The 21,496-nt window shown below is 44.1% G+C and carries 24 protein-coding genes, 1 pseudogene, 1 riboswitch and 1 other annotated feature; all 25 genes and pseudogenes read right to left on the bottom strand.

What is annotated here, in order from left to right; translation table 11 throughout:
* Positions 1–133 precede the first annotated feature (133 nt).
* Positions 134–424: a 50S ribosomal protein L27 gene (gene rpmA / locus ABLT31_RS18890; protein WP_129196334.1), complete on the bottom strand. Its 291-nt coding sequence runs from the start codon at positions 422–424 to the stop codon at positions 134–136.
* Complete coding sequence (locus ABLT31_RS18885; RefSeq protein WP_367754444.1) at positions 424–771, bottom strand: ribosomal-processing cysteine protease Prp; 348 nt, start codon at positions 769–771, stop codon at positions 424–426. The genes rpmA and ABLT31_RS18885 overlap by 1 nt, the downstream gene beginning before the upstream one ends.
* 4 nt (positions 772–775) lie before the next feature.
* Positions 776–1,087, bottom strand: a complete 312-nt coding sequence (gene rplU, locus ABLT31_RS18880; protein WP_367754442.1) for a 50S ribosomal protein L21 — start codon at positions 1,085–1,087, stop codon at positions 776–778.
* A gap of 15 nt (positions 1,088–1,102) precedes the next feature.
* Positions 1,103–1,179 (bottom strand) — a sequence feature (ribosomal protein L21 leader region).
* A gap of 57 nt (positions 1,180–1,236) precedes the next feature.
* Entirely contained in the window at positions 1,237–2,745 is a 1,509-nt protein-coding gene (locus ABLT31_RS18875) for an Rne/Rng family ribonuclease (protein WP_367754440.1), read from the bottom strand.
* Between the two features lie 41 nt (positions 2,746–2,786).
* Complete coding sequence (locus tag ABLT31_RS18870) at positions 2,787–3,656, bottom strand: M50 family metallopeptidase (protein WP_367754437.1); 870 nt, start codon at positions 3,654–3,656, stop codon at positions 2,787–2,789.
* The gene (locus tag ABLT31_RS18865) at positions 3,649–4,506 is read right to left on the bottom strand and encodes a peptidoglycan DD-metalloendopeptidase family protein (protein WP_367754435.1); all 858 of its coding nucleotides are present in this window, start codon (positions 4,504–4,506) and stop codon (positions 3,649–3,651) included. Before ABLT31_RS18865 ends, ABLT31_RS18870 begins: the two co-directional genes overlap by 8 nt.
* Before the next feature lie 50 nt (positions 4,507–4,556).
* Positions 4,557–5,687 carry a rod shape-determining protein RodA gene (gene rodA, locus ABLT31_RS18860; protein ID WP_367754433.1) on the bottom strand — a complete coding sequence of 377 codons (1,131 nt, stop codon included), beginning with the start codon at positions 5,685–5,687 and terminating at the stop codon, positions 4,557–4,559.
* Between the two features lie 75 nt (positions 5,688–5,762).
* Positions 5,763–6,560, bottom strand: a complete 798-nt coding sequence (minD, locus tag ABLT31_RS18855) for a septum site-determining protein MinD (protein ID WP_367754431.1) — start codon at positions 6,558–6,560, stop codon at positions 5,763–5,765.
* A gap of 22 nt (positions 6,561–6,582) precedes the next feature.
* Positions 6,583–7,251 (bottom strand): septum site-determining protein MinC, encoded by a 669-nt coding sequence (minC, locus tag ABLT31_RS18850; RefSeq protein WP_367754429.1) that lies wholly within the window; start codon positions 7,249–7,251, stop codon positions 6,583–6,585.
* A 75-nt stretch (positions 7,252–7,326) separates the two neighbouring features.
* The gene (mreD, locus tag ABLT31_RS18845) at positions 7,327–7,845 is read right to left on the bottom strand and encodes a rod shape-determining protein MreD (RefSeq protein ID WP_367754427.1); all 519 of its coding nucleotides are present in this window, start codon (positions 7,843–7,845) and stop codon (positions 7,327–7,329) included.
* Positions 7,842–8,777, bottom strand: a complete 936-nt coding sequence (mreC, locus tag ABLT31_RS18840) for a rod shape-determining protein MreC (protein ID WP_367754425.1) — start codon at positions 8,775–8,777, stop codon at positions 7,842–7,844. The genes mreD and mreC overlap by 4 nt, the downstream gene beginning before the upstream one ends.
* Positions 8,778–8,795: 18 nt before the next feature.
* Entirely contained in the window at positions 8,796–9,836 is a 1,041-nt protein-coding gene (locus ABLT31_RS18835; protein ID WP_367754423.1) for a rod shape-determining protein, read from the bottom strand.
* 113 nt (positions 9,837–9,949) lie between these two features.
* Positions 9,950–10,633: a RadC family protein gene (gene radC, locus ABLT31_RS18830; RefSeq protein WP_367754421.1), complete on the bottom strand. Its 684-nt coding sequence runs from the start codon at positions 10,631–10,633 to the stop codon at positions 9,950–9,952.
* Between the two features lie 54 nt (positions 10,634–10,687).
* Positions 10,688–11,284, bottom strand: coding sequence for a Maf family protein (locus ABLT31_RS18825; RefSeq protein WP_367754419.1), 597 nt, complete (start codon positions 11,282–11,284; stop codon positions 10,688–10,690).
* A gap of 25 nt (positions 11,285–11,309) precedes the next feature.
* The gene (locus tag ABLT31_RS18820; protein ID WP_367754417.1) at positions 11,310–11,546 is read right to left on the bottom strand and encodes a DUF4321 domain-containing protein; all 237 of its coding nucleotides are present in this window, start codon (positions 11,544–11,546) and stop codon (positions 11,310–11,312) included.
* Positions 11,547–11,704: 158 nt separating this feature from the next.
* Positions 11,705–12,964, bottom strand: a complete 1,260-nt coding sequence (locus ABLT31_RS18815) for a hypothetical protein (RefSeq protein ID WP_367754415.1) — start codon at positions 12,962–12,964, stop codon at positions 11,705–11,707.
* Between the two features lie 123 nt (positions 12,965–13,087).
* Positions 13,088–13,219, bottom strand: a pseudogene (locus ABLT31_RS18810) (sodium-dependent bicarbonate transport family permease); the annotation flags it as partial.
* Between the two features lie 9 nt (positions 13,220–13,228).
* Positions 13,229–14,329: a hypothetical protein gene (locus tag ABLT31_RS18805; RefSeq protein WP_367754413.1), complete on the bottom strand. Its 1,101-nt coding sequence runs from the start codon at positions 14,327–14,329 to the stop codon at positions 13,229–13,231.
* On the bottom strand, positions 14,316–14,915 hold the full coding sequence (locus ABLT31_RS18800; protein WP_367754411.1) for a hypothetical protein: 600 nt from the start codon (positions 14,913–14,915) through the stop codon (positions 14,316–14,318). Before ABLT31_RS18800 ends, ABLT31_RS18805 begins: the two co-directional genes overlap by 14 nt.
* A 7-nt stretch (positions 14,916–14,922) precedes the next feature.
* Positions 14,923–15,936 (bottom strand): type IV pilus biogenesis protein PilM, encoded by a 1,014-nt coding sequence (gene pilM / locus ABLT31_RS18795; RefSeq protein ID WP_367754409.1) that lies wholly within the window; start codon positions 15,934–15,936, stop codon positions 14,923–14,925.
* Positions 15,937–15,957: 21 nt separating this feature from the next.
* Positions 15,958–16,719 carry a prepilin peptidase gene (locus tag ABLT31_RS18790; protein WP_367754407.1) on the bottom strand — a complete coding sequence of 254 codons (762 nt, stop codon included), beginning with the start codon at positions 16,717–16,719 and terminating at the stop codon, positions 15,958–15,960.
* A gap of 189 nt (positions 16,720–16,908) precedes the next feature.
* The gene (locus ABLT31_RS18785; RefSeq protein WP_367754405.1) at positions 16,909–17,292 is read right to left on the bottom strand and encodes a type II secretion system protein; all 384 of its coding nucleotides are present in this window, start codon (positions 17,290–17,292) and stop codon (positions 16,909–16,911) included.
* Positions 17,293–17,357: 65 nt separating this feature from the next.
* Positions 17,358–17,442: riboswitch (cyclic di-GMP riboswitch) on the bottom strand.
* A 90-nt stretch (positions 17,443–17,532) separates the two neighbouring features.
* The gene (locus ABLT31_RS18780; RefSeq protein WP_367754403.1) at positions 17,533–18,744 is read right to left on the bottom strand and encodes a type II secretion system F family protein; all 1,212 of its coding nucleotides are present in this window, start codon (positions 18,742–18,744) and stop codon (positions 17,533–17,535) included.
* A 24-nt stretch (positions 18,745–18,768) separates the two neighbouring features.
* Entirely contained in the window at positions 18,769–19,815 is a 1,047-nt protein-coding gene (locus ABLT31_RS18775; protein ID WP_367754401.1) for a type IV pilus twitching motility protein PilT, read from the bottom strand.
* A gap of 25 nt (positions 19,816–19,840) precedes the next feature.
* Positions 19,841–21,493, bottom strand: a complete 1,653-nt coding sequence (locus ABLT31_RS18770) for a GspE/PulE family protein (RefSeq protein WP_367754399.1) — start codon at positions 21,491–21,493, stop codon at positions 19,841–19,843.
* Between the last annotated feature and the right edge of the window lie 3 nt (positions 21,494–21,496).

The following is a 21,496-nucleotide window of genomic DNA, read 5'->3' as shown; positions in this document are numbered from 1 at the left end:
GCTCGCGTTAAGTTATGAATTCTGACAGGGCTTGAAAACTTGGCTTGCGCCAATTCCCTATCTTGACAACAAGGTTCCTTGTATTCTTATAGAAGCACAAAAACCCGACTACGTCGGGTTTTTGATTGGGTTATTATGCTTCTTGAGCAACAGGCTCAATAACCACTTGCTTACGGTCACGTCCTAAACGCTTGAAACGAACTACTCCATCAGATAAAGCAAACAAAGTATCGTCTCCGCCGATTCCTACGTTTAGTCCAGGGTAGATCTTCGTTCCGCGCTGACGAACAAGAATGTTACCAGCCTTCACGAATTGACCGTCTCCACGTTTCACACCAAGGCGCTTCGCGATACTGTCGCGACCGTTCTTAGTAGAACCTACCCCTTTCTTAGAAGCGAAAAATTGAAGATTCATCTTTAACATTACATCCACCTCCTGGTTGATTTTTGATCCTGAATTTTGATAAACTTTCCGTACTCTATGGCAACCGACTGAAGCGAAGCTATCATGCCATCAAGGAGCAATTGTACTTTCTCTTGAACCTCCGGTTGATAAACCGGTGGGGAACAGCGGAGAAATCCATTCTCTCCTTGCTCGACAGGAAGCTCCACCCCAAGGAGCATATCAATAGCATTAATCGTACCGAAGGAAATGCCAGATACGGCCGCACAGACAATATCTTGCCCGGGATCCGCAAAGCCTGCATGTCCATCAATGGTAATCAACTCAATATCTCCTGATGCTCGTCGTTTGACATGCACCTTAATCATAAACTTAAGCGTTGATGCTTTCGATTACAACTTTAGTGTATGGCTGACGATGACCTTGCTTCTTATGGTAGTTTTTCTTCGCCTTGTATTTGAAGACGATAATCTTTTGTCCGCGTCCGTGTCTGTCTACCTTACCAGTTACAGTTGCGCCAGCTACTGTTGGGCTTCCGGCAACGACATTCCCATCCTTGCTAACCAACAATACGCGATCAAAAGTTACAGTTTCACCTTCAGTTTGAGGAAGCTTTTCGATATAAAGCTCAGCTCCTTGCTCAACTTTATATTGCTTACCACCAGTTTCGATAATTGCGTACATTTGCTGCACCTCCCTATAATTATTAAGACTCGCCATCCCAGGTGCCATTGCGGGCTTTTAAAAATACCTGTTCTGAGCGGTTGCAGCATGATGACTAGTGTCAAACATGATATCAACAAAAAACAGATTAACATATCCAAAGAACGAGGTCAAGGTAAATCCTTTCCAGCCAAGGCCGCTGCTTTTCTCCTTACTTCTTCAATGCTTCCCACAAACAATTGATGGTGGTGCTCGTGCATCTGGCCGTTGCGTTGGACATGGATTTCCAGTCCCGTATCTTTTTCCAAGCGTTTCAGCTCTTCACCATGTCCCCCTTCAAAACTCTCAGCCAAATGGGGGTGCACCTCCAAAAGTATGGCTTCAACATGAGAAGAACGGGCATACTCCCGAATCCCTCTCTCAATGGCAGCCGAGACCGTATCATGGGAAAGGATTTTTCCTTTTCCATCGCAATAAGGGCATGGTCTGGTTAATACGTCAGATAAATTTTGGCGTACTTTCTTTCGCGTCATCTCCAATAAGCCGAGTTGGGTAAACCCAAGCAAGTGAGATTTGGTCCGATCACGCTTCATATGCTCCTGCATCGATTGCCATACGCTCTCTCGATGTTCTGCCTTTCTCATATCGATGAAATCAATGAGAATGATTCCGCCGATGTCCCTTAATCTTAGCTGCCTCGCAATTTCCTTGGTCGCTTCCAAATTCGTCTTATATACGGTTTCCTCTAAATGATGAGTTCCTGTAAATTTCCCCGTATTCACATCAATCGACGTAAAGGCTTCCGTCTGATCAATGATAAGATACCCGCCACTTTTGAGCCATACTTTTCTCTTCAAAGCTTTTTCGATTTCTGCCTCTACTTCAAAGGCATCAAAGATGCTTGTCCGCTCCGAATAAAGCTTGAGCCTATCCTTCAGCGAAGGAATCGCATATTGCAATTCATCCAACACCTTTTGGTATTCAGCAGAATTATCAATAATCAGCTCGCTAATATCCTCTGAGAAAAGATCTCTTGTAATTCGAGAAACCAAATCCAGATCCTTATGTACCGCACGTAACGGTTTGCTTTCCTTGGCAACCGCTAGCGTCCTTTTCCAAAGCCCTCTCAAAAACTGAAAATCAGCTTCCAGCTCCTCCGCGCTTGCCCCTTCCGCGACTGTTCTGGCAATAACGCCTTCCTGCTCTTCACACATCCCCTTTAAAAGGAGGCGAAGCCTTTCCCGCTCCCGATCTTGGGTGATTTTTCGGGAAAGGCCGATGTACGGGTCTGACGGCATATATACCAGAAAACGCCCAGGAAAACTCAATTGAGTTGTCACCCTTGCTCCTTTTGTACCTAATGGTTCTTTAACTACTTGCACTAGAAGCTCCTGCCCTTGCGTCAGCACTTCACGAATGCTAGGCTTCGGGCGTTCTTTGTTTTCTTTCCACTCGGAGGGCAGACAGTCGTCTACGTAAAGAAAAGCATTCTTCTCTAATCCGACATCCACAAAGGCAGCCTGCATGCCCGGCAGCACATTCGTCACCTTGCCCTTATAAATATTTCCAACGATCCTTTGCTCTACTGGATGTTCCACAAATAATTCTACAAGCTTGCGATTTTCCATGACAGCCACACGGGTTTCCCGATAGGCGCAATTAACAATAATCTGCTTCAACGTTTTGGTCCCCTCTTCAACGAATAGTCTTTCTATCTATTCTAGCCAATTGAAATCAGTTCAGAAATGGTTCGCCGAGGGTTTTTTTCAAAAAAAGCGCGGAGAATAACTTCTTCAGAAAGGGATGCTACTACATTATGCTTTCCATCGTGAACCTGAAAGGTGTGATAGGAGCCTTTTTTCATTCTTTTCACCACTTCGACAATGGACTCGTTTTTCTTCAGGCAATACATATCCACTTTTGTAAAGCTTGACCTATGCTTGCTCTCTCTTTCTTTCATCAGAAGAAAGCGAATAAACTGGAAGTGCGCTTGCTTAAAGGCCAGCCGATTCTCCAAAAGCAGATAACAGCTGATCGCAATGAGGTTCCATTGAAAGGGCAAAAAAAAGGAGGTGGCAATGAGGGTTGCAGCTGCAAAACTCGACCAGACAATACTAAAGTAAATCGTCCGATAATAAGGCAATAGCTTGCTCAGCAAAGCCTGAAGAATCTTTCCTCCATCCAAGGGCCAAATCGGGAGCAGATTGAAGCCGGCAATCCACGCATTTCCTGACACAAAGAACTCGGTCCACTCCGCCTCCCAGATTCCGCACCAATGAAAGAGATAACCGACAACGATCATGACCAGATTTACGAATGGCCCCGCGAGAGCAACAAGCACCTCATCCCTCGCTTTCGTTGTGCCCCATTCATCCACCTTAGCCACACCGCCGAAAGGCAGCAGCTCCATGCTTTGTACCCTCCAGCCGACGGCAAGAGCCGCAAAAACATGACCTAGCTCATGAATAATGACAAGAGCAAATAGGGTAATCAGCTCAAAAAATTGTCCCGTTAAACCAGCAGCGACGGCCACAAGCCAGAACAAGGGATGGACGGCAACGCGAATCCCTGCAACGGTCCAACTACTCAAATGGAATCACGCTCGCCGGGTCAATAAACTGCCCGTTCATTTCCATCGAAAAATAAACCGTATTTCCTTCTTTCGCCTTGCCGATCACTTGGCCGGGCTGTACCCAATCCTCTTCAGCTACTTGAATATCTTCTACACTGCTGTACCAGGTCTGAAGCTGATCCTCATGCCGGACAATCACGGTTTGCCCTAAGCCTTCCTTAGGACCGACATAAACCACCCAGCCCTGATCCACAGCTTTAATTTCGCTGCCCTGGGCCGCTTCTATTTGAATCCCTCTTCCATCGAGAAAAAATGGGGCTGAAATGGTGCCTTCAACCGGCAATACATATTTCTTAGGGCTAGAAACCTGATTCCAGACCGGCTGAGGGCTCCCCTTCATTTGGGTTTCGAAGGTGGGAAGAATAGACGGATGCCCGATATATTTCTCAACGAGAGCCATTGTCCCCTGGAAATTATATTCTCTTGTCATCACCTGCCCAATAAAATCCTTCGCTTGGGCAGTAAAAGGCAGCTCTGTTTTATAAATAAGAAACGTAAAGCTTAATAGAAATAGAGAAAGCAACAATTTCACTAGGAAACCTGAACGGACTTCAACAGCAGGATTTTCCTTATCGCCCCAGGTCTCCTCTTGGCTCCATGAAATTTCACGACGGGTACTTGCGTAACCCGCATCTGAATCCTCTTCGACGCTATACCCTTCACTTCTTTGCCTCAATTGTTTGCTTAACTCGCGCAATCTTTCTTCTCTACGCCGTTTAATGGAATCCAGGCTCATGTATTTAAACCACCCTTCCCCGTCTTGTCCTCTAATCAATTTATGAGAAGATGGGACAAGATAGAACAACATGAAAAGGGCATCCTTAGATGCAGAAACCCTACATCCCGGACACCCTTCCCTTAATCGAACATCAGTTTTTTCCTTCTCATGCCAACATTCAAGATGAGACCGACAATGATAAAATTCGTAACGAGAGAGCTTCCTCCATAGCTGATGAAAGGCAAGGTGATTCCCGTTATCGGCATCAATTGTATCGTCATGCCAATGTTTTCAAAAATCTGGAATACAAACATTCCAATCACGCCTGATACCAAATAAGAACCGAATGCATCCTTGGCATCCATAGCGATCCTGACCATCCGGTAGATCAAAAGAAAGAATAGAAAAATCAGCAGGCTGCCGCCCAAAAAGCCTAGTTCTTCAGCTATCACCGTAAAAATAAAATCGCTCTCTCCTACCGGAACCCAACCGAACTTAGCCTGCGTCCCTGCGTTAATTCCTTTTCCCAGAAGCTGGCCCGAGCCGATGGCTATCAAGGATTGCTTGAGCTGAAAACCCATCCCTACAGGATCAAGCTCTGGATCAAGCCAATAGACGATCCGATTCCATTGATAAGGCTTAATCAGTTTAAAAAAGATCTCTTGCTTGAATTGATAAAGATAAGTCATAAAACCAAAAAAACTTCCAGCCAAGGCGCCAAAAAGAAGAAAATGCCTTCCCTTGACCCCACCCACAATCATCATGCTGATAAGAATCCCCGTAAACACCACGGCATTTCCCAAGTCCGGCTGGATGAGTATGAGCAGCATAGGGACTCCAATAATTGCAAAAATGGGGATCAATTCGTAAATCTTACTGAACGGCTCTTCCTGCTCGGCACGCTTCGCTAGATATTTTGCCAAGGTCATTATCGTAATGATTTTCATCAATTCGGCCGGTTGAAAAGAAAAGAATCCTAGATTATACCAACTCGTCGCATTATTGACCGGCGGTGTGAATAAAACCCCCACAAGAAGAACTAAACCTACAAAATAAAAAATATAGCTTAGGTTTCCTATCATATTGTAGTCAAAAAGAAGGACGACGGTCATAAAGAAAAAACCAATGGTATACCAGATAACCTGCTTTCCTTCTAAGCTAAGATTGGGGGATGCTCCCGAGATCCCCAAGTAACTAAAGATCCCAAAACCGATCAGAATCAAAACGATTACCCAGTCAATCGTTTTAAAATATTTTGCTTCAAAATCCATCAATCTGCCCTCCATTAGGTTATTATAACCCCAGGCATAAACGAAATAAAAGCAGGAACTAGTCGCCAGTTCCTGCTATCTCATACCGAATAGCTTCCTTACCTTCTTCATGAAGCCGCCTTGCTCTTCCTCCAAGCTTAATAGAGGAACCTGCTCACCCAGAATCCGGCGGGCAATATTGCGATACGCTAAGCCAGCCTTGGCTTCATGATTCATTACAATCGGCTCTCCATCTTTGGATGCCTTAATTACGCGCTCATCGTCAGGCACTACGCCTAGAATCTCAATGCCCAATTGCTGTATGACGTCATCCACATCAAGCATATCCCCTTGCTTCATCATCCCATATCGAATTCGGTTAATGATGAGTCGGGGAGACCCCGTTTTTTCCTTCTCCAGGAGCCCGATAACCCGGTCTGCATCGCGAACCGCTGTCGGCTCCGGGATCGTAACGACTACAGCTTTATCTGCACCGGCTACTGCATTTTTAAACCCTTGTTCGATTCCTGCAGGGCAATCTATGATGACATAATCAAAATCCTGCTTCAGCTCTTTTATCAAGCTTTCCATCTGTTCGGGCGTGACAGATGACTTATCCTTCGTTTGCTTCGCTGGCAACAAAAACAGGTGATCAAACCGTTTATCTTTTATCAATGCTTGCTGCAGTCTGCATTGTCCATCAAGCACATCAACTAAATCATATATGATTCGGTTCTCCAAGCCCATCATAACATCAAGGTTTCGCAGACCGATGTCGGCATCAACCAAGCACACCTTTTTCCCATTGGTTGCCAGGGCCGTACCGATATTAGCAGATGTAGTCGTTTTTCCTACGCCGCCTTTCCCCGATGTCACTACAATCGCTTCTCCCATACAAATCCCCCCTGAAGATGCTCTATCTATTGCTCCAATAATCCAATCGAACTTTGTGCAATTGGTTAAGCTTATCGATGGACATTTGTCCGTCTTCCAGATAAGCAAACTCCATCTCATTGCTGCCGTCCATCCATTCATCAGGCGGTCGACTGATCACATCGGCTATCCTTAATTGCGTAGGTCGCAGCTGGGATGCAGCAATAATGGATTTCTCATCACCGTTGCATCCGGCATGGGCTAGTCCGCGCAGCGCACCCATGACAAAGATGCTGCCTGTACAAAAAACTCCGCCGCCCGGATTAATGTCCCCTAACAGCAATAAGTCCCCTTTATGTCTTAACTCCTGTCCGGAGCGAACCGTTCGCGTTTCTACTCGGATCATGGAAGACAGTTTATCCTTGAGCGCCTGTTCCTTGGTAACCAGTAAGGAATCGATGCTTCTAATGGCTAAGTTGCTCTTCTCCTTAATGATTTCCCGCAGCTCCTGGGTCTGCTCTTCCGTCAAATACCGATTGCCAAGCTTGATTGTGATTTCAATTGGGGGTCCAGATAGGATTTTCTGATGGTTGTGTACCACTTTTTCTTTAAGTTGGGCAAATAATTCTTGCAAGGAACATGTGTCATCCAATAAAAAGACTAAACCGTCTTTTGTCCCTTTGATCGTTACGATGTTTTTTGTTAATGTCATCCCGATAATCCCCCCACCATATACCATTCGCTGTGGTGGCTGATTTTCCTGCTACATCAAAGCAATGTTTTGCTTCTATAGATCTACTTCATCCTGCCTGCTATCCATCATTTTTTCTAGCCATTTATTTAGCAAAGGATATGCAGCAAGGGAAAATCCAGCGTTTAAAATAGCTGTAGGAACATAGTCAAGCCAATAGTATGGATAGCCGGTCAGGCCGAATAATTCAAACAGAAAGAAAACAGCCGTCTCATGAATGAACACCCCAAGCAATACAGTGATCATGATCAAAATAACATTAAGCTGAAAATACTGATAAGCCAATGCCGAAATATACGGGATTAAAGCCATCGTAAAGGCATAGACGCCAATTACGTCACAGTATTGCACATCAAAAAACAAGCCGAACAAAAGGCCTAGTATGAAAGCTCTTCTTCTGCCCAGGTATAAAGAGATGAAAATCAAGACAACAAGAACAAATCTCGGAAGAATAGCAACTCCTAGTCCGAGCGGTTGTAAATGAAAGACTTGAAGAGCCGTTCCTTCTATGACAAAAAGGCCGAGCAATCCCGCAAATAAAAGGCCCCACCTCATTCTGCAGTACCTTCCCCGCTTGCTTCGGCGTTAGGGGGATTCGTTGAGCTATTCGGCAGACCAGGCAGTGCAGGAACAGGAATTTCTTTCGGAGCGATAAAAGACCGTTCCACAACAAAAACCTTATCCAGGCGATTCAAATTCGCACTCGGCCTTATGTAAGCGTCCTTCGTCAACAGTTGATCGTCGGAGCGAACCGATACGACTTCTCCTATGACCAGCCCCCGCGGAATTGTCCCTCCTAAGCCGGAAGTAATCACGATTTGCTTCGGTTCAATGATGGACTGCATCGGGATTTTCCGCATAATGAGCAAGTTATTTTTCGGATCATATCCCTCTACCACGCCATAATTGCGTTCATTTCCCTGTACTATAGCCCCAATGTGATTTCCCCGCTCAATATCGGTGACCAGTTCTACCTGGGATGAAAAATGGGAAACGCTTTGGATTCTTCCGATATAACCTTCTGGCGTTATAACAGCCATGTTTGGACTGATTCCGTCCTTCGTTCCTTTATCAATGATTAAAGTATGATTCCAACGGTCTGGGCTTCGCGCCACGACTTCCGCCATGCGAAGCTTGTAATCGGAAAGCTTGGATTCCCTGGCTTCCAGCATGTTTCTCAATTCTTCATTCTCTATCTTCATCTCATTTAGATCCGCTGTGATTTGGGCGAATTGCTGGAGATTTTGCTTCAATGCTTTATTTTCCTCATACACAACATAAATATCGCCAATGCTCTCAAAAAAGCCCGCTACAGCAAACGCGGGCTTGTATATCAGATTTTGGACGAACGCAAGGGAATCGCGGACAAACCGTTCCGGCCAAGTCGGAAGCGGCCTGTCTTTTAACGTAATGCCCATGGTCGTCACGAGTACGATCAGGCTGACCAATAAAATCATGAGCCTTCGCTTCACAAATAGATTAGACACTATTTAACACCTGCTTTTCTATCTTCCCCTTTTAGAACGAGCCGTGATGCCGGATTTAGACTTGAAGAGATGGAGGTTTTCTAAAGCGCGTCCGGTGCCAATAGCCACACAATCCAGGGCATTTTCTGCCACGAGCACCGGCATTCCCGTCTCATCGCTCAATAACTTATCCAAGTTGCGCAGCAAGGCTCCGCCTCCCGTCAGCACTATGCCTCGATCCATAATATCTGCTGCCAATTCTGGCGGGCTTTTTTCCAATGTAACCTTCACCGCTTCAACAATACTTGCGACTGTCTCCTGCAAGGCATCTGTAATTTCATGAGAAGAGACTTCGATGGTCTTGGGCAATCCCGTTATCAGATCTCTTCCGCGTATATCCATTTTTTCATTCGCTTCCGATGGCATGGCTGAACCAATCTCCATCTTTAATGTTTCGGAGGTCCGTTCTCCTATCATTAAATTATACTTTTTCTTAATGTATTGTATGATCGCCTCATCCAGCTCATCCCCCGCTAGGCGAATAGAGCGGCTAGTGACAATCCCCCCCAAAGAGATGATAGCCACTTCTGTGGTTCCTCCACCGATATCAACGACCATGCTTCCCGTTGGCTCCCAGACAGGCAGATCCGCTCCTATCGCTGCCGCGAACGGCTCTTCGATAGTGTAGGCTTCTCTGGCCCCAGCCTGTTTGGTAGCATCTTCAACCGCTCGCTTTTCTACTGCCGTAATTCCTGAAGGGACACAAACCATTACATTTGGACGGCGAGAAAGAACTCCCCGACTTTTTTGTGCTTGGCGAATAAAGTATCGAAGCATGGTTGCCGTGGTTTCAAAATCAGCAATAACCCCATCCTTCATTGGCCGAACAGCAACTATATTGCCTGGAGTACGCCCAATCATACTTTTTGCCGCATTTCCAACCGCCTCTATTGTTCCCGTATCTGTCCGTATGGCAACAACTGAAGGTTCACGAGCCATTATCCCTTTCCCTTTTACATAAACGAGCGTATTGGCTGTGCCAAGGTCGATACCCATATCCCGAGAAAAACCACCAAACATTCTGCTTATCTCCTTCCATAATCTCTGCTTCTATTTCAGCTACGTTGATTTCTATTTATGTAATTCGTGTTCAAAACACTGACATTTTATTATATAACTTTTGCTGCAACAATTCAAATAAGACCTTTTTCTTTTAAGCTGATGTAACGGCCATCACCGATGATAACATGATCCAGCACATCAATCCCGATAATTTGCCCTGCCCCCATCAGTCTCTTGGTCACCTCAATATCTTCTTTGCTCGGAGTGGGATCTCCGCTGGGATGGTTGTGTAAACAGATAACAGAGGCACTGCTCTTGCGAATCGCTGCTTTAAATACTTCGCGGGGGTGTACGATGGAAGAGTTCAAGCTGCCAATAAACACGGTCGTTTGGGCAATCACTTGATTTTTGGTATTTAAAAATAAGCAGACAAAGTGTTCCTGGGTTAAATAGCGGAGTTCTTCCATCATGAGCTTGGCTACATCTTCCGGTGAACGAATCGTCCATCGTTCTTCCGGTGTGGTCTTCGCCACTCTTCTCCCTAGCTCAATCCCTGCAAGCAATTGAACAGCCTTTGCCGTTCCGATTCCTTTTACTTCAACCAGTTCTTCCAAAGAGGTATCCAAAAATTGCCGCAATCCCCCCACGTGTCCCAACACACGCTGAGCTAAGTTTAACACCGATTCACCGGACGTCCCTGTACGAAGCAGAATGGCGATGAGCTCAGCATTGGATAAGGCATCAATTCCCTTGCTCATCATCCTTTCTCTTGGAAGCTCGGCCAAAGGAAATCCAGAAAGCCATCTTTCCCCCATGAAACCTTCCCCTCACCTTCAATATATTACGGATTCACCATTATATATGTATATCTAAGGAGCAAGAATGGAAATGCCAAAATCCTCGAGGTATTCCGCCATTAGCCGTACAGGAAGTCCGACAACAGAAAAATAATCACCTACGATGCCTTCAATAAAGATCGAGCCAAGTCCCTGGATGGCATAGGATCCGGCTTTGTCCATCGGTTCTTTGGTTGCAATATACCGAAGAATCTCATCGGAAGAGATCGGTCTCATCGTTACTTTCGTCTCAACATGGCCAATTTTCTTTTTATCGGCGCCTGCATCAATGATGGCCAATCCGCTAAATACAGAGTGCGTTGTCCCCTGGAGCGAGGACAGCATGGAAAAAGCATCCTTTTCATTGTTAGGCTTTCCTAATACTTTCCCTTCTAACACCACGATCGTATCAGATCCGATGACCACTCCCTCCGAATATTGGGAAGCCACATCCGCCGCTTTCCTTTCCGCTAACATTTCGACAATGGCATCCGGTTTAAGTCCGTCATCTACGGATTCATCAGCGCCGCTAGGATGAATAATAAACTTCAACCCCAGGTTACGAAGCATTTCCTGGCGCCTCGGGGATGAAGATGCCAATATGATTTCCCTTTCATTTGTCTGCCCCATTACAGATCCCTCACCGTCCATTGGTCTATTTAATTTTCTTATACAGCCAATAGCTGCCGACTAAACCAATAATTGCACTTAAATTTAGTTTAACCTGAACGAGGAAATCGTACTTAATGATGACAAAATCCCCTTTAGGGTGCCAGCTTATTTCCTCGGCCGTTCCCAAGAAAGGAATATATTGTCCCAATATCTTGCCCAGGATACTACCAAAAATAAGCCCTGCCATCAGAACAATGATGAGTGCAATTGTATCTTTCATTTTTTTCTCCTCTGTCCCCAAATGTCACCATCAGTTTAGCAGAACCCCTTAGGTTGAACAAGAAATTCTTCAGGCTGATAAATCGAAAAAAGTGGTGCTTACACATTGAAAGAGGATTCCTCACGGTTCATTTTCCGAACCAAGAGAAATCCCCTAAGTTAATTGAAAGAAGAAAAAAACTTTTGCTTGCTCGCATAGGCATCTAGTATGGCTTGTTCCGCTTGCCATAAGTATCCCTCGGTCGGCTGCTTCCGGTATCGTTCCAAGGCAGAAACACCCTTCGAAAAATCATTGAGCATTCGATTTCCCAGTGATTGATGTTCCTGAGGAAGCTTGCTGATTAACCCGCGTCCTTGCTGGAGCAGGCTGCGATGGGCATCTGTGACTAGCTTCATGGTCTCATCTGCCAATTTCCCCGTGCTTACGCCTTCCGCAATAGCCTGTCCCAAGACTTGCACCATCTCTTCTTCCCGCTCAAACCATTGATTCCATTCTTCTTGCGTTGTCTCCGAACCTTGCTTTACAGCAACAGAAACCGTTTTGGTTTCCTCACTCCATTCCTTTATATAAACATCCATTTCCTTATATGGAGCAGCCAAGGCCAACACATGCTCCCGTTCAGAGGCAAGACCCAAAAGAAGATGTACCGGCTTGTCCCCTAAAAAACTGTTAGGCCATCCCTTAGATTTGATTTTCTCGAGAATAGGTCCAGCACTTCCTTGATCCTGGAACACTCCTCCTTGGATCACATACCAAGTGTTGGAGGGAAGTGTAATCGATACCGTCGTACTTGCCTCTTGAACCTTATTTACATTATCTTGCTGCCCCTCCGTGGCAGCACTGCCTTCTGCACCAGGTGCCATCTGACTTGCTTCACCCGGTGCTTCTTGGGCTTTTGGAACTGTAGCTGAGGGAGAAGACGGAGCGTCCAGCAAGCCTGACTTAAAAAAACCAAGGACAACAAATCCGAACACCAAACCTAGGACAATGGCGCCGATGACGGAAACGGCAACCGCAAGCACACCTTTGGTTTGGTGCTCCCGGGCGTTTCTTATGCGGGATTTATAGCTTCGCCTATGTGTAGAAAGATTTTGGTCTTCTTCCTCGTCGACTGGAAATTTCCATTCAGGGCTAAACGGTTCCCTTTTTCCCTTGTGGAAGATTTCGTCACCTGCTGCCACTTCATCTCTCGCCGCCGTTTCTGTTACAGCTTCTTGTTCAGCCTCAGATTTTGATTCAGGTTCCGGTTCGGGCTTAGTCTCATGCCATTCTTTCTTCAACGTAAATTCTTGCTCTTCCCTACTCTCCTGCAGCACCTTCGGCTCTGGATTCTCGACAGGCCGTTCGATCTTTTTAGGTGCTTGTCCTTCTTTAGGCTGATTTAACTTGATCGTAATTCTCGCCCGGTTCTTGTCCATCCCTTATCTCTCCTTTGGATAGCTTTATAGTATATATATATGGAGATGAGAGATTGATAGAACTAAGATTAGAATAAAAACCGCTGATAGCGATCCATAGCTTAGCTTAACCCTGCTATTGAATCATTTGGGCAAGGTAAAGTAAAAAGGTATTCCCAAAATCAGATTGAAGGGAAAGGTCACTCCCAGTGATAAACCTAAGTAAATGGAAGGATTAGCCTCTGGTACAGACGCTCTTAAAGCTGCAGGAGCCGCGGGAACTGACTAGTCCTTTGTTTCAGGCTCCGGTGAATAAGATTTCAACAAATGGTTTAGTTTTTCCCTGGACTGAGTTTCTTCATCTGGCTCCAGTCCATCTTCTGGATTCAGCTCTTTCGTTTGACCGTCAGAAACAACCTCCCCTTCTATCCAGCTTTTGGGGAGAACGCTGATCGCTTCGTGTGAATTATCTTTCGGATCCAAAGGAGGCAAATCACTAATCCCTTCAACTTTTTCTTTATAGTAAAGAATTTTAAAATCAATGTTTATCTTTCTATGAAAAGGGTTGGATGTCCTTTCGTCTTCGGTAGCACTCGCATATAGATACTCCCATTTCTCCACATGCACAAGTCGGTCCGCACTTCTTAGGTGTCCAAGAAACTCCGTTAGCTGGCGATAGGTTCCGTCAAACTCGATATGAAATCGAATCATGCCAAAAGGGAGGTAATCCACCAGCTCCTGCGGAATGTCTGTCACTTTATCTGATGTTTGTTTTTTTGCCTGTTCCTGTTCAGCCTGTTGAAAGTAGCCATCCAGAATTTTCTCCGGTTCAGTCACAAACACTCTTTCCCTCTGTTGCACTCCAGATAGATCAAGTGGATTTGCAGGAGCGGGCTGTTCTTGTTTTTTATTATCTTGGGCTGCATCTTCCTCATTGACATCTTTTGCAAGAGTAGCTAACTCTTTAAGAAAAATCGTTACCATATCTTTTTGTTCGGGTTGGGCTTCTTCTATTTCAAGCTTTGTTAACTCAACCCCCGTTAGCTTTGAAATATTATCCAGTTGAATCAAAAACTCAGGTACATGTCTTTCCAGAGGAACCTTTCGTCCCAAGCCGATGGCCTCCGCCGGATTGGGAGGGAACGGTTTTTCAAGCTTTTCATTATGGGCCGCATTCTCAGACAGATAGCTTTCATATTCTTCCAATTGACTGTCCAGACTTGCAAACTGATGAACTTTAAACTCATACAAGAAATAAAACACCCCAAGAATCAGAAGGACGCCGAGAATAAACAAAGCAATTAAGCTCTGATAAGATTTCCATGCAAAGTCGTTTGGAAATTTATTTCTATTCCATTGGGAAAGATACCTTTTAACTGTTTCCACTTGGTTCTTCCCTCATTTCGTTTAAATCCTTTTTATAGAAAGTAAACTCAATGATTTTTACCTTCTGGGGATCAAAATAATATTGCTCATACACTGCCGGATCGTTCAGTACTTGCAAAAACACCTTTCCCACGTTCGATGAGTTTTCTAATCTATCAAGAAAATAAGCCGTATCTACAAGAGAGTAAAGGACTGCTTTGCCCTTTACCTGATTCCCTTCCCCGTTCAGTTCAAGAACTTGCCCATACTCCGGTAGGGCCAGCTCCAAATCCATCAAGAGATTTCTCCAGCTTGATCCCCGACTCGCTTCAATCCCCTCAATAAGCGCCTTATATTTCAAAAAGCTTTTTAATTCCTGCTCCCGTTCCATTACTTCCTGATTCCATTTCTTGTTTTCTTCTAGTTGGGATTTCTTGATCTCCAGTTGGGCGATATCATCTTGCATCGTCTTCAGGTAGGCCTCTTGGTGCAGCACATACTGCATTAGCAGGACAGCAATAAAAAGCAGACTCAAAAGCAAAAGCACCAACAGCTTGTTAAAGTATTTAACTACGAACGGCTCTTTAGGCAATAAGTTGATGTTCACTAAGAATTCACTCCTTTAAAGCCATCCCTAATGGTACTACAAGCGAAGCCTCTACTTCTCTGAAACTACTTTCAACAAGCTCTGGAGATAATATAACTCCCCCTGCTTTCGCTACATGAGATTCAACATTTAATCGAGTGGATAAATATCGGGAAACCTGTTCCAGATTTTGAATATCGCCAACCAAAATGATCTCAGCCAAAGATTGGTCTCTATTGTTTAGGGTGTAAAGATAGAAATTCATTACCCTCTCGATTTCGTTGCCCATATCTGCCGCAAAGGACTGAAGGATGTTCTCTCCTGCCCTGTCTTCTAGTACACTTTGCGCATCGTAAAAAGGCATGTTCGCCAGATAAGAACGAAGATCAAGATTAAAAGTTCTTACCAGCCGCAAAACCTGTTTGTGAAATAGGCTCACCTCTGTACTTTTCTCACCGATATTGACAATCATGTAAGTCTCCCCAATGTTTCTTTCTTTTTGAATCACCCGCTGAACAGCCAGGGGCGCAAGATCGACACTTTGGGGAAGTAAATCCGACTCCTGAAACGCTTCAACATAGGAAAGCACATAGGATTTAGGGGCTATGACTAGCATCAGGTCTAATTCTTTCGTCTCCTTGCCCTTGACTTGTTCTGTGATCACAGCAAAGTCTGAAACATACTCGTCAAAGGGCAACTGGATACTGTTTTGGATCTCCATTTCCACCGCCTTTTTCAGCTCTCTCTTAGGCAAATTGGGAATCCTAATGGATCTAAGTAAAATATTATGAGAGCTGATCGTGAGATGAATGTTCTTCCCTTGAATCCCAGCCTTGTTAAGAACTGAATATAAAAAGTCCGAAAAATCCTCATGGTTTTGAATCTTGCCTTCGGTGATCAAGCCCTCGGGGACTTGATCAATATAGTAGGAAAGCAACAACATTTCATTATTGTTTTTTTGCAACTCAACTAACTTAATAATTGAATCTTTTATTTCCATTCCTATTAGATTTGCGGTTCGTCTCCAAAATTTCCAATTCATTTCCTGGTTTCTCCCTTTTTTTTATAATCGGAGAATATAGTGTAAGTAGGCCTGCACAATATCGCCGCCCCAAAAGTAAGAAAGCATAATCCCTATGGCCAAAAACGGGCCAAAAGGAATCGGCTCCTTGCGTTTCACTTTTTTCGTTACTAATAGTAGAACACCGATCACTCCACCGATTAAGGAAGCAAGAAAGAAAGACAACAAAGTAAGTTTCCAACCTATCGCCATCCCCACGACAGCCATTAGTTTAATGTCTCCTCCCCCCATTCCTCCTCGGCTAACGATAGCAATCAGGAATAGAAGCCCTCCGCCTGCTAAGATACCCATTAGATAGTCAATATAGGATAGCGGGGAATAGTAGAGATGGAGCAAAGCAAAGTAAACGAAAAAAAACAAATTCACTTTATTAGGAATAATCTTATATAACAAATCACTAATTGTTATCGTCGCTAGCAGCATCATCAACGGGATAGCTACAAGCAATTCTTTACTAAATCCAATTTTATAATAAGTAAATACTAGCAAGATAGTGGTGAACATTTCCCCTAATGGATAGACTGGGGAAATTCGAGCCTTGCAGTATCGGCATTTCCCTTTCAGGAAGACATAGCTCAGAATCGGAACTAAATCCAAAGGCCCCAGGCGATGGTTACACTTCACACAATGAGAGGGCGGAAAAGCAATGGACTCTCCTTTGGGGATTCGGATCGCAACGACATTGAGAAAAGAAGATATGAAAAGAAAGAATGTGATGAAAAAGAGAGAGATTGAAAATTCCATGAGTGCCTCCTTTCATGATGGGCAAGAAAACTTGGCTCGCACAAATTTCCTAACTTGACCCCATAATGTCGAGTTAGGAAAAAGCTACAAGTTTTCCTCGTACTGTCCATATAATGTAACGGAGTTATAATTCTGACAGTATAAAAAAAGAGACAACCACCGCAAGGGGTTGTCTGGGAGATTGGTTAATTACTCTGAATCCGTTGGGTTAACTGGAGATAATGTATAACCTTTTACTTTTTTCGTTCCTGTATCCATAGTTACACCAACACCACTAACTTCAGTTCCATCTGACCACTTTGGTTCAGTCGTTAAGTAACCTTCCTCTATAAGTTTATCAATTGCAACAGAATCATTAGTTAATGCTTTTCCGTCCAGAAGATATCTTTGAGCTGCATCAATAACAATCTTTTCTGTTTGACTATCCGAGTTCTTCTTTGCATCATCAAAATTCGTAATCACACTCGGAGCTGCAATCGCCGCGATAATCCCTAAAATAACAACAACCGCCAGCAACTCGATCAACGTTACCCCACGCTGATTACTCCATAACTTCTTCAATTTCGATACCATGCTGCATTCCTCCCCTTTTTTCCTCTGTTGCATGATTTTGGCACTAAAAAACCGCCCTCGGGTATTCCGGGACGGGTCGGTTGCACTACTAGCTCCTTCCATTCCAAGTGCCCAAAGTGCAGAATGGAGATCAATGCTTCCCAAAAACTACTTAAATATGAATTCTTGTTACATTATATATAAAATTTGTCAGGCTGAATAGATACAACCTGTGACTTTTTTATTAAGTTTTTCTAAAGTTTATTGTAGGCCTTTATACATGGAGAATATAGGCAGCAAAACGGCAAGTACGATAAAACCTACAACACCGGAGACAACAATCAGCATGAGGGGTTCAATTAACGACCTTAAATTGCCAGCCATTCGCTCTACTTCGTCTTCATAGAAGTCTGCTACTTTTTCCAGCATGGAATCTAGCTTTCCTGTTTTTTCTCCTACAGCAATCATTTGCACTAGCATTGGAGGAAAGATGGCATTGTTCCGAAACGGGTTAACTAGGGGTTGGCCGTTTTTAACATTCTCCTTGGCTTGTTCCAAAGATCGAGAAACGACTTCATTGCCGACAACATGAGAAACAATACCGATAATCTGAACAATGGGAACGGCTGCCGCAAATAATGTGGAGAACGTTCGACTGAAGCGTGCCAGGGAAGATTTTAAGAACAGTAAACCGAAGATCGGGATTTTTAACTTGAGATAATCTACACGATACCGTCCTGCCTTCGTTTTCTTAACCGTTCTAATTACTAGTAGGAGCACTATGGGTATCATTAAAAACAAGTACCAGAAAGACGTTATGAACGTACTGAGCTTCATCACGATGCGGGTGACAAGCGGTAGTTCCAAACCCATATTTTGAAACATCGAGACGTAATTAGGAACAATCTTCCACATCATAAAAAATCCGACAGTTAGAGAAAGCATACTAACAGTAGCAGGATAAATTAGCGCAGATCTAATTTTTCCCGCTATCATATTTTCCTTTTCAAAAAAAGTAGCCAACCGATCCAATACATCATCCAATGTTCCACTGGCTTCTCCCGCACGAACCATACTTATAAACATCTCCGGGAAGATCTTAGGATGATTCTGACATGCTTTCGAAAAGGCTGTTCCTGTTCGGACATCTTCCAATACGGCTAAGAGCGCTTTTTTCAAAGGTTTATTTACGGTTTGCTGAGCAAGTACTTGCAACGATTCTACCATTCCTACACTCGCTTGCAATAAAGTGGAGAATTGACGGCAAAACACTGCAATATCTCGTTTGTTTACCTTTTTTTCGAACAGTTCAATGTCTTTCGTTAAAATGCTCTGTTTAAATTGTTTAATGCTAGTAATAAACAACCCTCGTTCCTTTAGCAGATGATACGCCACTTGTTTATCCCTAGCCTCAATTTTTCCTTTCACTTTTTTCCTTTGGCTATTATAACCGGCATATTCAAACTGAGGCATAGCCTAACCCCCTTCCTTCCTGCATTAGTGCTCGAACGATCTGTTGAAATCAGGGATCATTTGTTTGACTAATTCCATGGAGATGACACCTTGATTCAAAAGCATACGCAGCGATTGCTCCATCGTAATCATCCCTTGTGCAATCCCCGTTTGCATCATGGATTTGATCTGATGCACTTTTTCTTGTCGAATTAGATTTGCAATCGCCGTATTGTTTATCATTACTTCAAAGGCAGCTGTCCGACCCACACCGTCAGTAGTCGGCAAGAGACGTTGGGATAAAACAGCGGCTAGGTTTCCTGCCAACTGGACGCGAATTTGCTGTTGCTGGCTTGGAGGGAATACGTCAATAATCCGGTCAATGGTTTGCGGAGCATCTGACGTGTGTAAGGTAGCTAATACAAGGTGACCCGTTTCCGCAGCACTAATAGCTGTACTAATCGTTTCTAAATCCCGCATCTCTCCTACCAATATCACATCCGGATCCTGGCGCAGAGCCGCTCGAAGACCGGTAAAAAACGATGTCGTATCTGCCCCCACTTCTCGTTGATCTACGATACTTTTCTTATGACGGTGCAAATACTCAATGGGATCCTCTAAAGTAATAATGTGCTTTGCGAAATTACGATTAATATAATCTATGATCGCTGCTAATGTCGTAGATTTCCCGCTTCCCGTTGGACCTGTTACAAGTAAAAGACCATTGTGCCTCTCTGCCAATTGAGTAACGATTGAATGAATCCCCAATTTCTCCATAGGAGGAATTTCCGTTGCAACCGTTCGAATGGCCAGGCTAATTGACCCTCTTTGCCGAAACACATTAATTCGAAATCGAGAGATACTAGCCAATCCGTATGAGAAGTCCAGCTCTCCTTTTTTTTGAAACTGCTCAAATTGTTCAGCATTCATTAGAACCTTGGCCATCTCCTCGGTCAAATCAGGGGTACAAACAGTCATAGCCAGAGGAACTAATTGCCCATGAATCCTTAAAACAGGTGCTGATCCAATGGTTATGTGCAAATCAGAAGCCCCTCTCCTGTGAGCTTCTTGAAGTAATTGAATGATATCCATGAAGCGCCTCCCGCTATTATTTCAATTAGTCAATCGTGACTCTCTCAATTTCACTTAATGTGGTATAGCCCGCTGCTACCTTATAAAGCCCGTCTACAAACATTGGAGTATAGCCTTGGTTAAGCGCACAAGCCTTATACATGGTATCCGTTTTTTTCTCTAGGATTAGACTCTTCATTTCAGAGTTAACAGGTAACACCTCATGTATCGCCATTCTTCCCTGATAGCCCGTTTGATTACAACGTGGGCACCCTTTCCCAGCATGGTATTTCTCAGGTGTAATATTGTAGCTATCAAACAATTGCCTATGTTCATGCGGAATCTCGATCGCTACCTTACATGAAGGACAGATGGTTCTTACCAAACGTTGAGCCACTATTCCTCGCAGGGAGGAAGCCACTAGATAAGGCTCGATCCCCATATCCATAAGTCGATTAAATGTACTAACCGCGTTATTTGTATGAATAGTGCTCAGCACAAGATGCCCAGTCATCGATGAACGAATAACCATCTCTGCTGTTTCGTTATCACGAACCTCTCCAACCATCACAATATCGGGATCCTGACGGAGAATAGAGCGAAGTCCCATGGAGAAGGTTAGCCCTGCCGCTGAATTGACTTGTACTTGATTTACCCCGCTTAACTGATATTCCACTGGATCTTCTACAGTTACGATATTGACGTCATCTTTATTCAAGTATCTCAGCGCAGAATATAATGTTGTTGTTTTTCCGCTTCCAGTTGGACCTGTAATGAGTACAAGACCATATGGAGCCGCTATGATTTTTTTGAATGATTCTAAGCTTCGATTAGAAAATCCGATCTTATCGAGATCCCTTTTAGCATTGCTAGGGTCAAGAAGCCGTAAAACTATTTTTTCTCCATGAATGGTCGGCAGGGTAGACATACGAATGTCAACTTTCTTCATCCCCGCGTCAAATTCAAACCGACCGTCCTGAGGAATTCTCTTTTCTGTAATATTCAAACCACCTAGAACTTTTAACCTGCCCGTTACCACACCGAGCATATTACCAGGGAATTCACTCTCTGTTCTTAATACCCCATCTACACGGAACCGAATTTTGATAGAGTTCTCTTGCGGTTCAAAATGCACGTCAGATGCCATTGCTGAAACTGCCTGAACAATCGTTTGATTTAGCAGATTGACAACAGGTGAGGACTCATCAATTAGTTCAGCTTCTTCCGTTTCATCTTCTATATCATCGAATACTTCAGTCATCGACTGCTGAACCTGATAAGATCTTGAAATAGCCCGATTCAACTCTTCTTTCGTAGCTATTACAGTCTGAATGGGCATGTCCGTACTCATTCGCAAATCATCTATTGCATAATAATCAAGGGGATCCGACATCGCAACAATCAGCTTCCCATTCTCAATCCATAACGGTAACGCTTGATGCTTCTTCGCCATATTAACAGGAATCAGACGAACCGCTTTCTCATCGATCTGTTGCCGATGAAGCTGAACGTGGGGGATTCCTAATTGAAATTCCAATAGTTCTATCTTTTGTTGCTCTGTGATATATCCTCGAGCGATTAATAAGTCACCTAGCTTCATCCCGGTGCCTTTTTGTTCCTCTAGGACTTGTTGAAGTTGTTGCCCTGTGATGAGTCCGGAGTCAACCAGTAAGTCTCCTAGGCGTTTGCGTTGGATCATTAG

Source organism: Ammoniphilus soli, from assembly GCF_040813775.1.
Note: the sequence above shows the minus strand (reverse complement) of the source record. Positions and strands in the feature narration are given on the sequence as shown.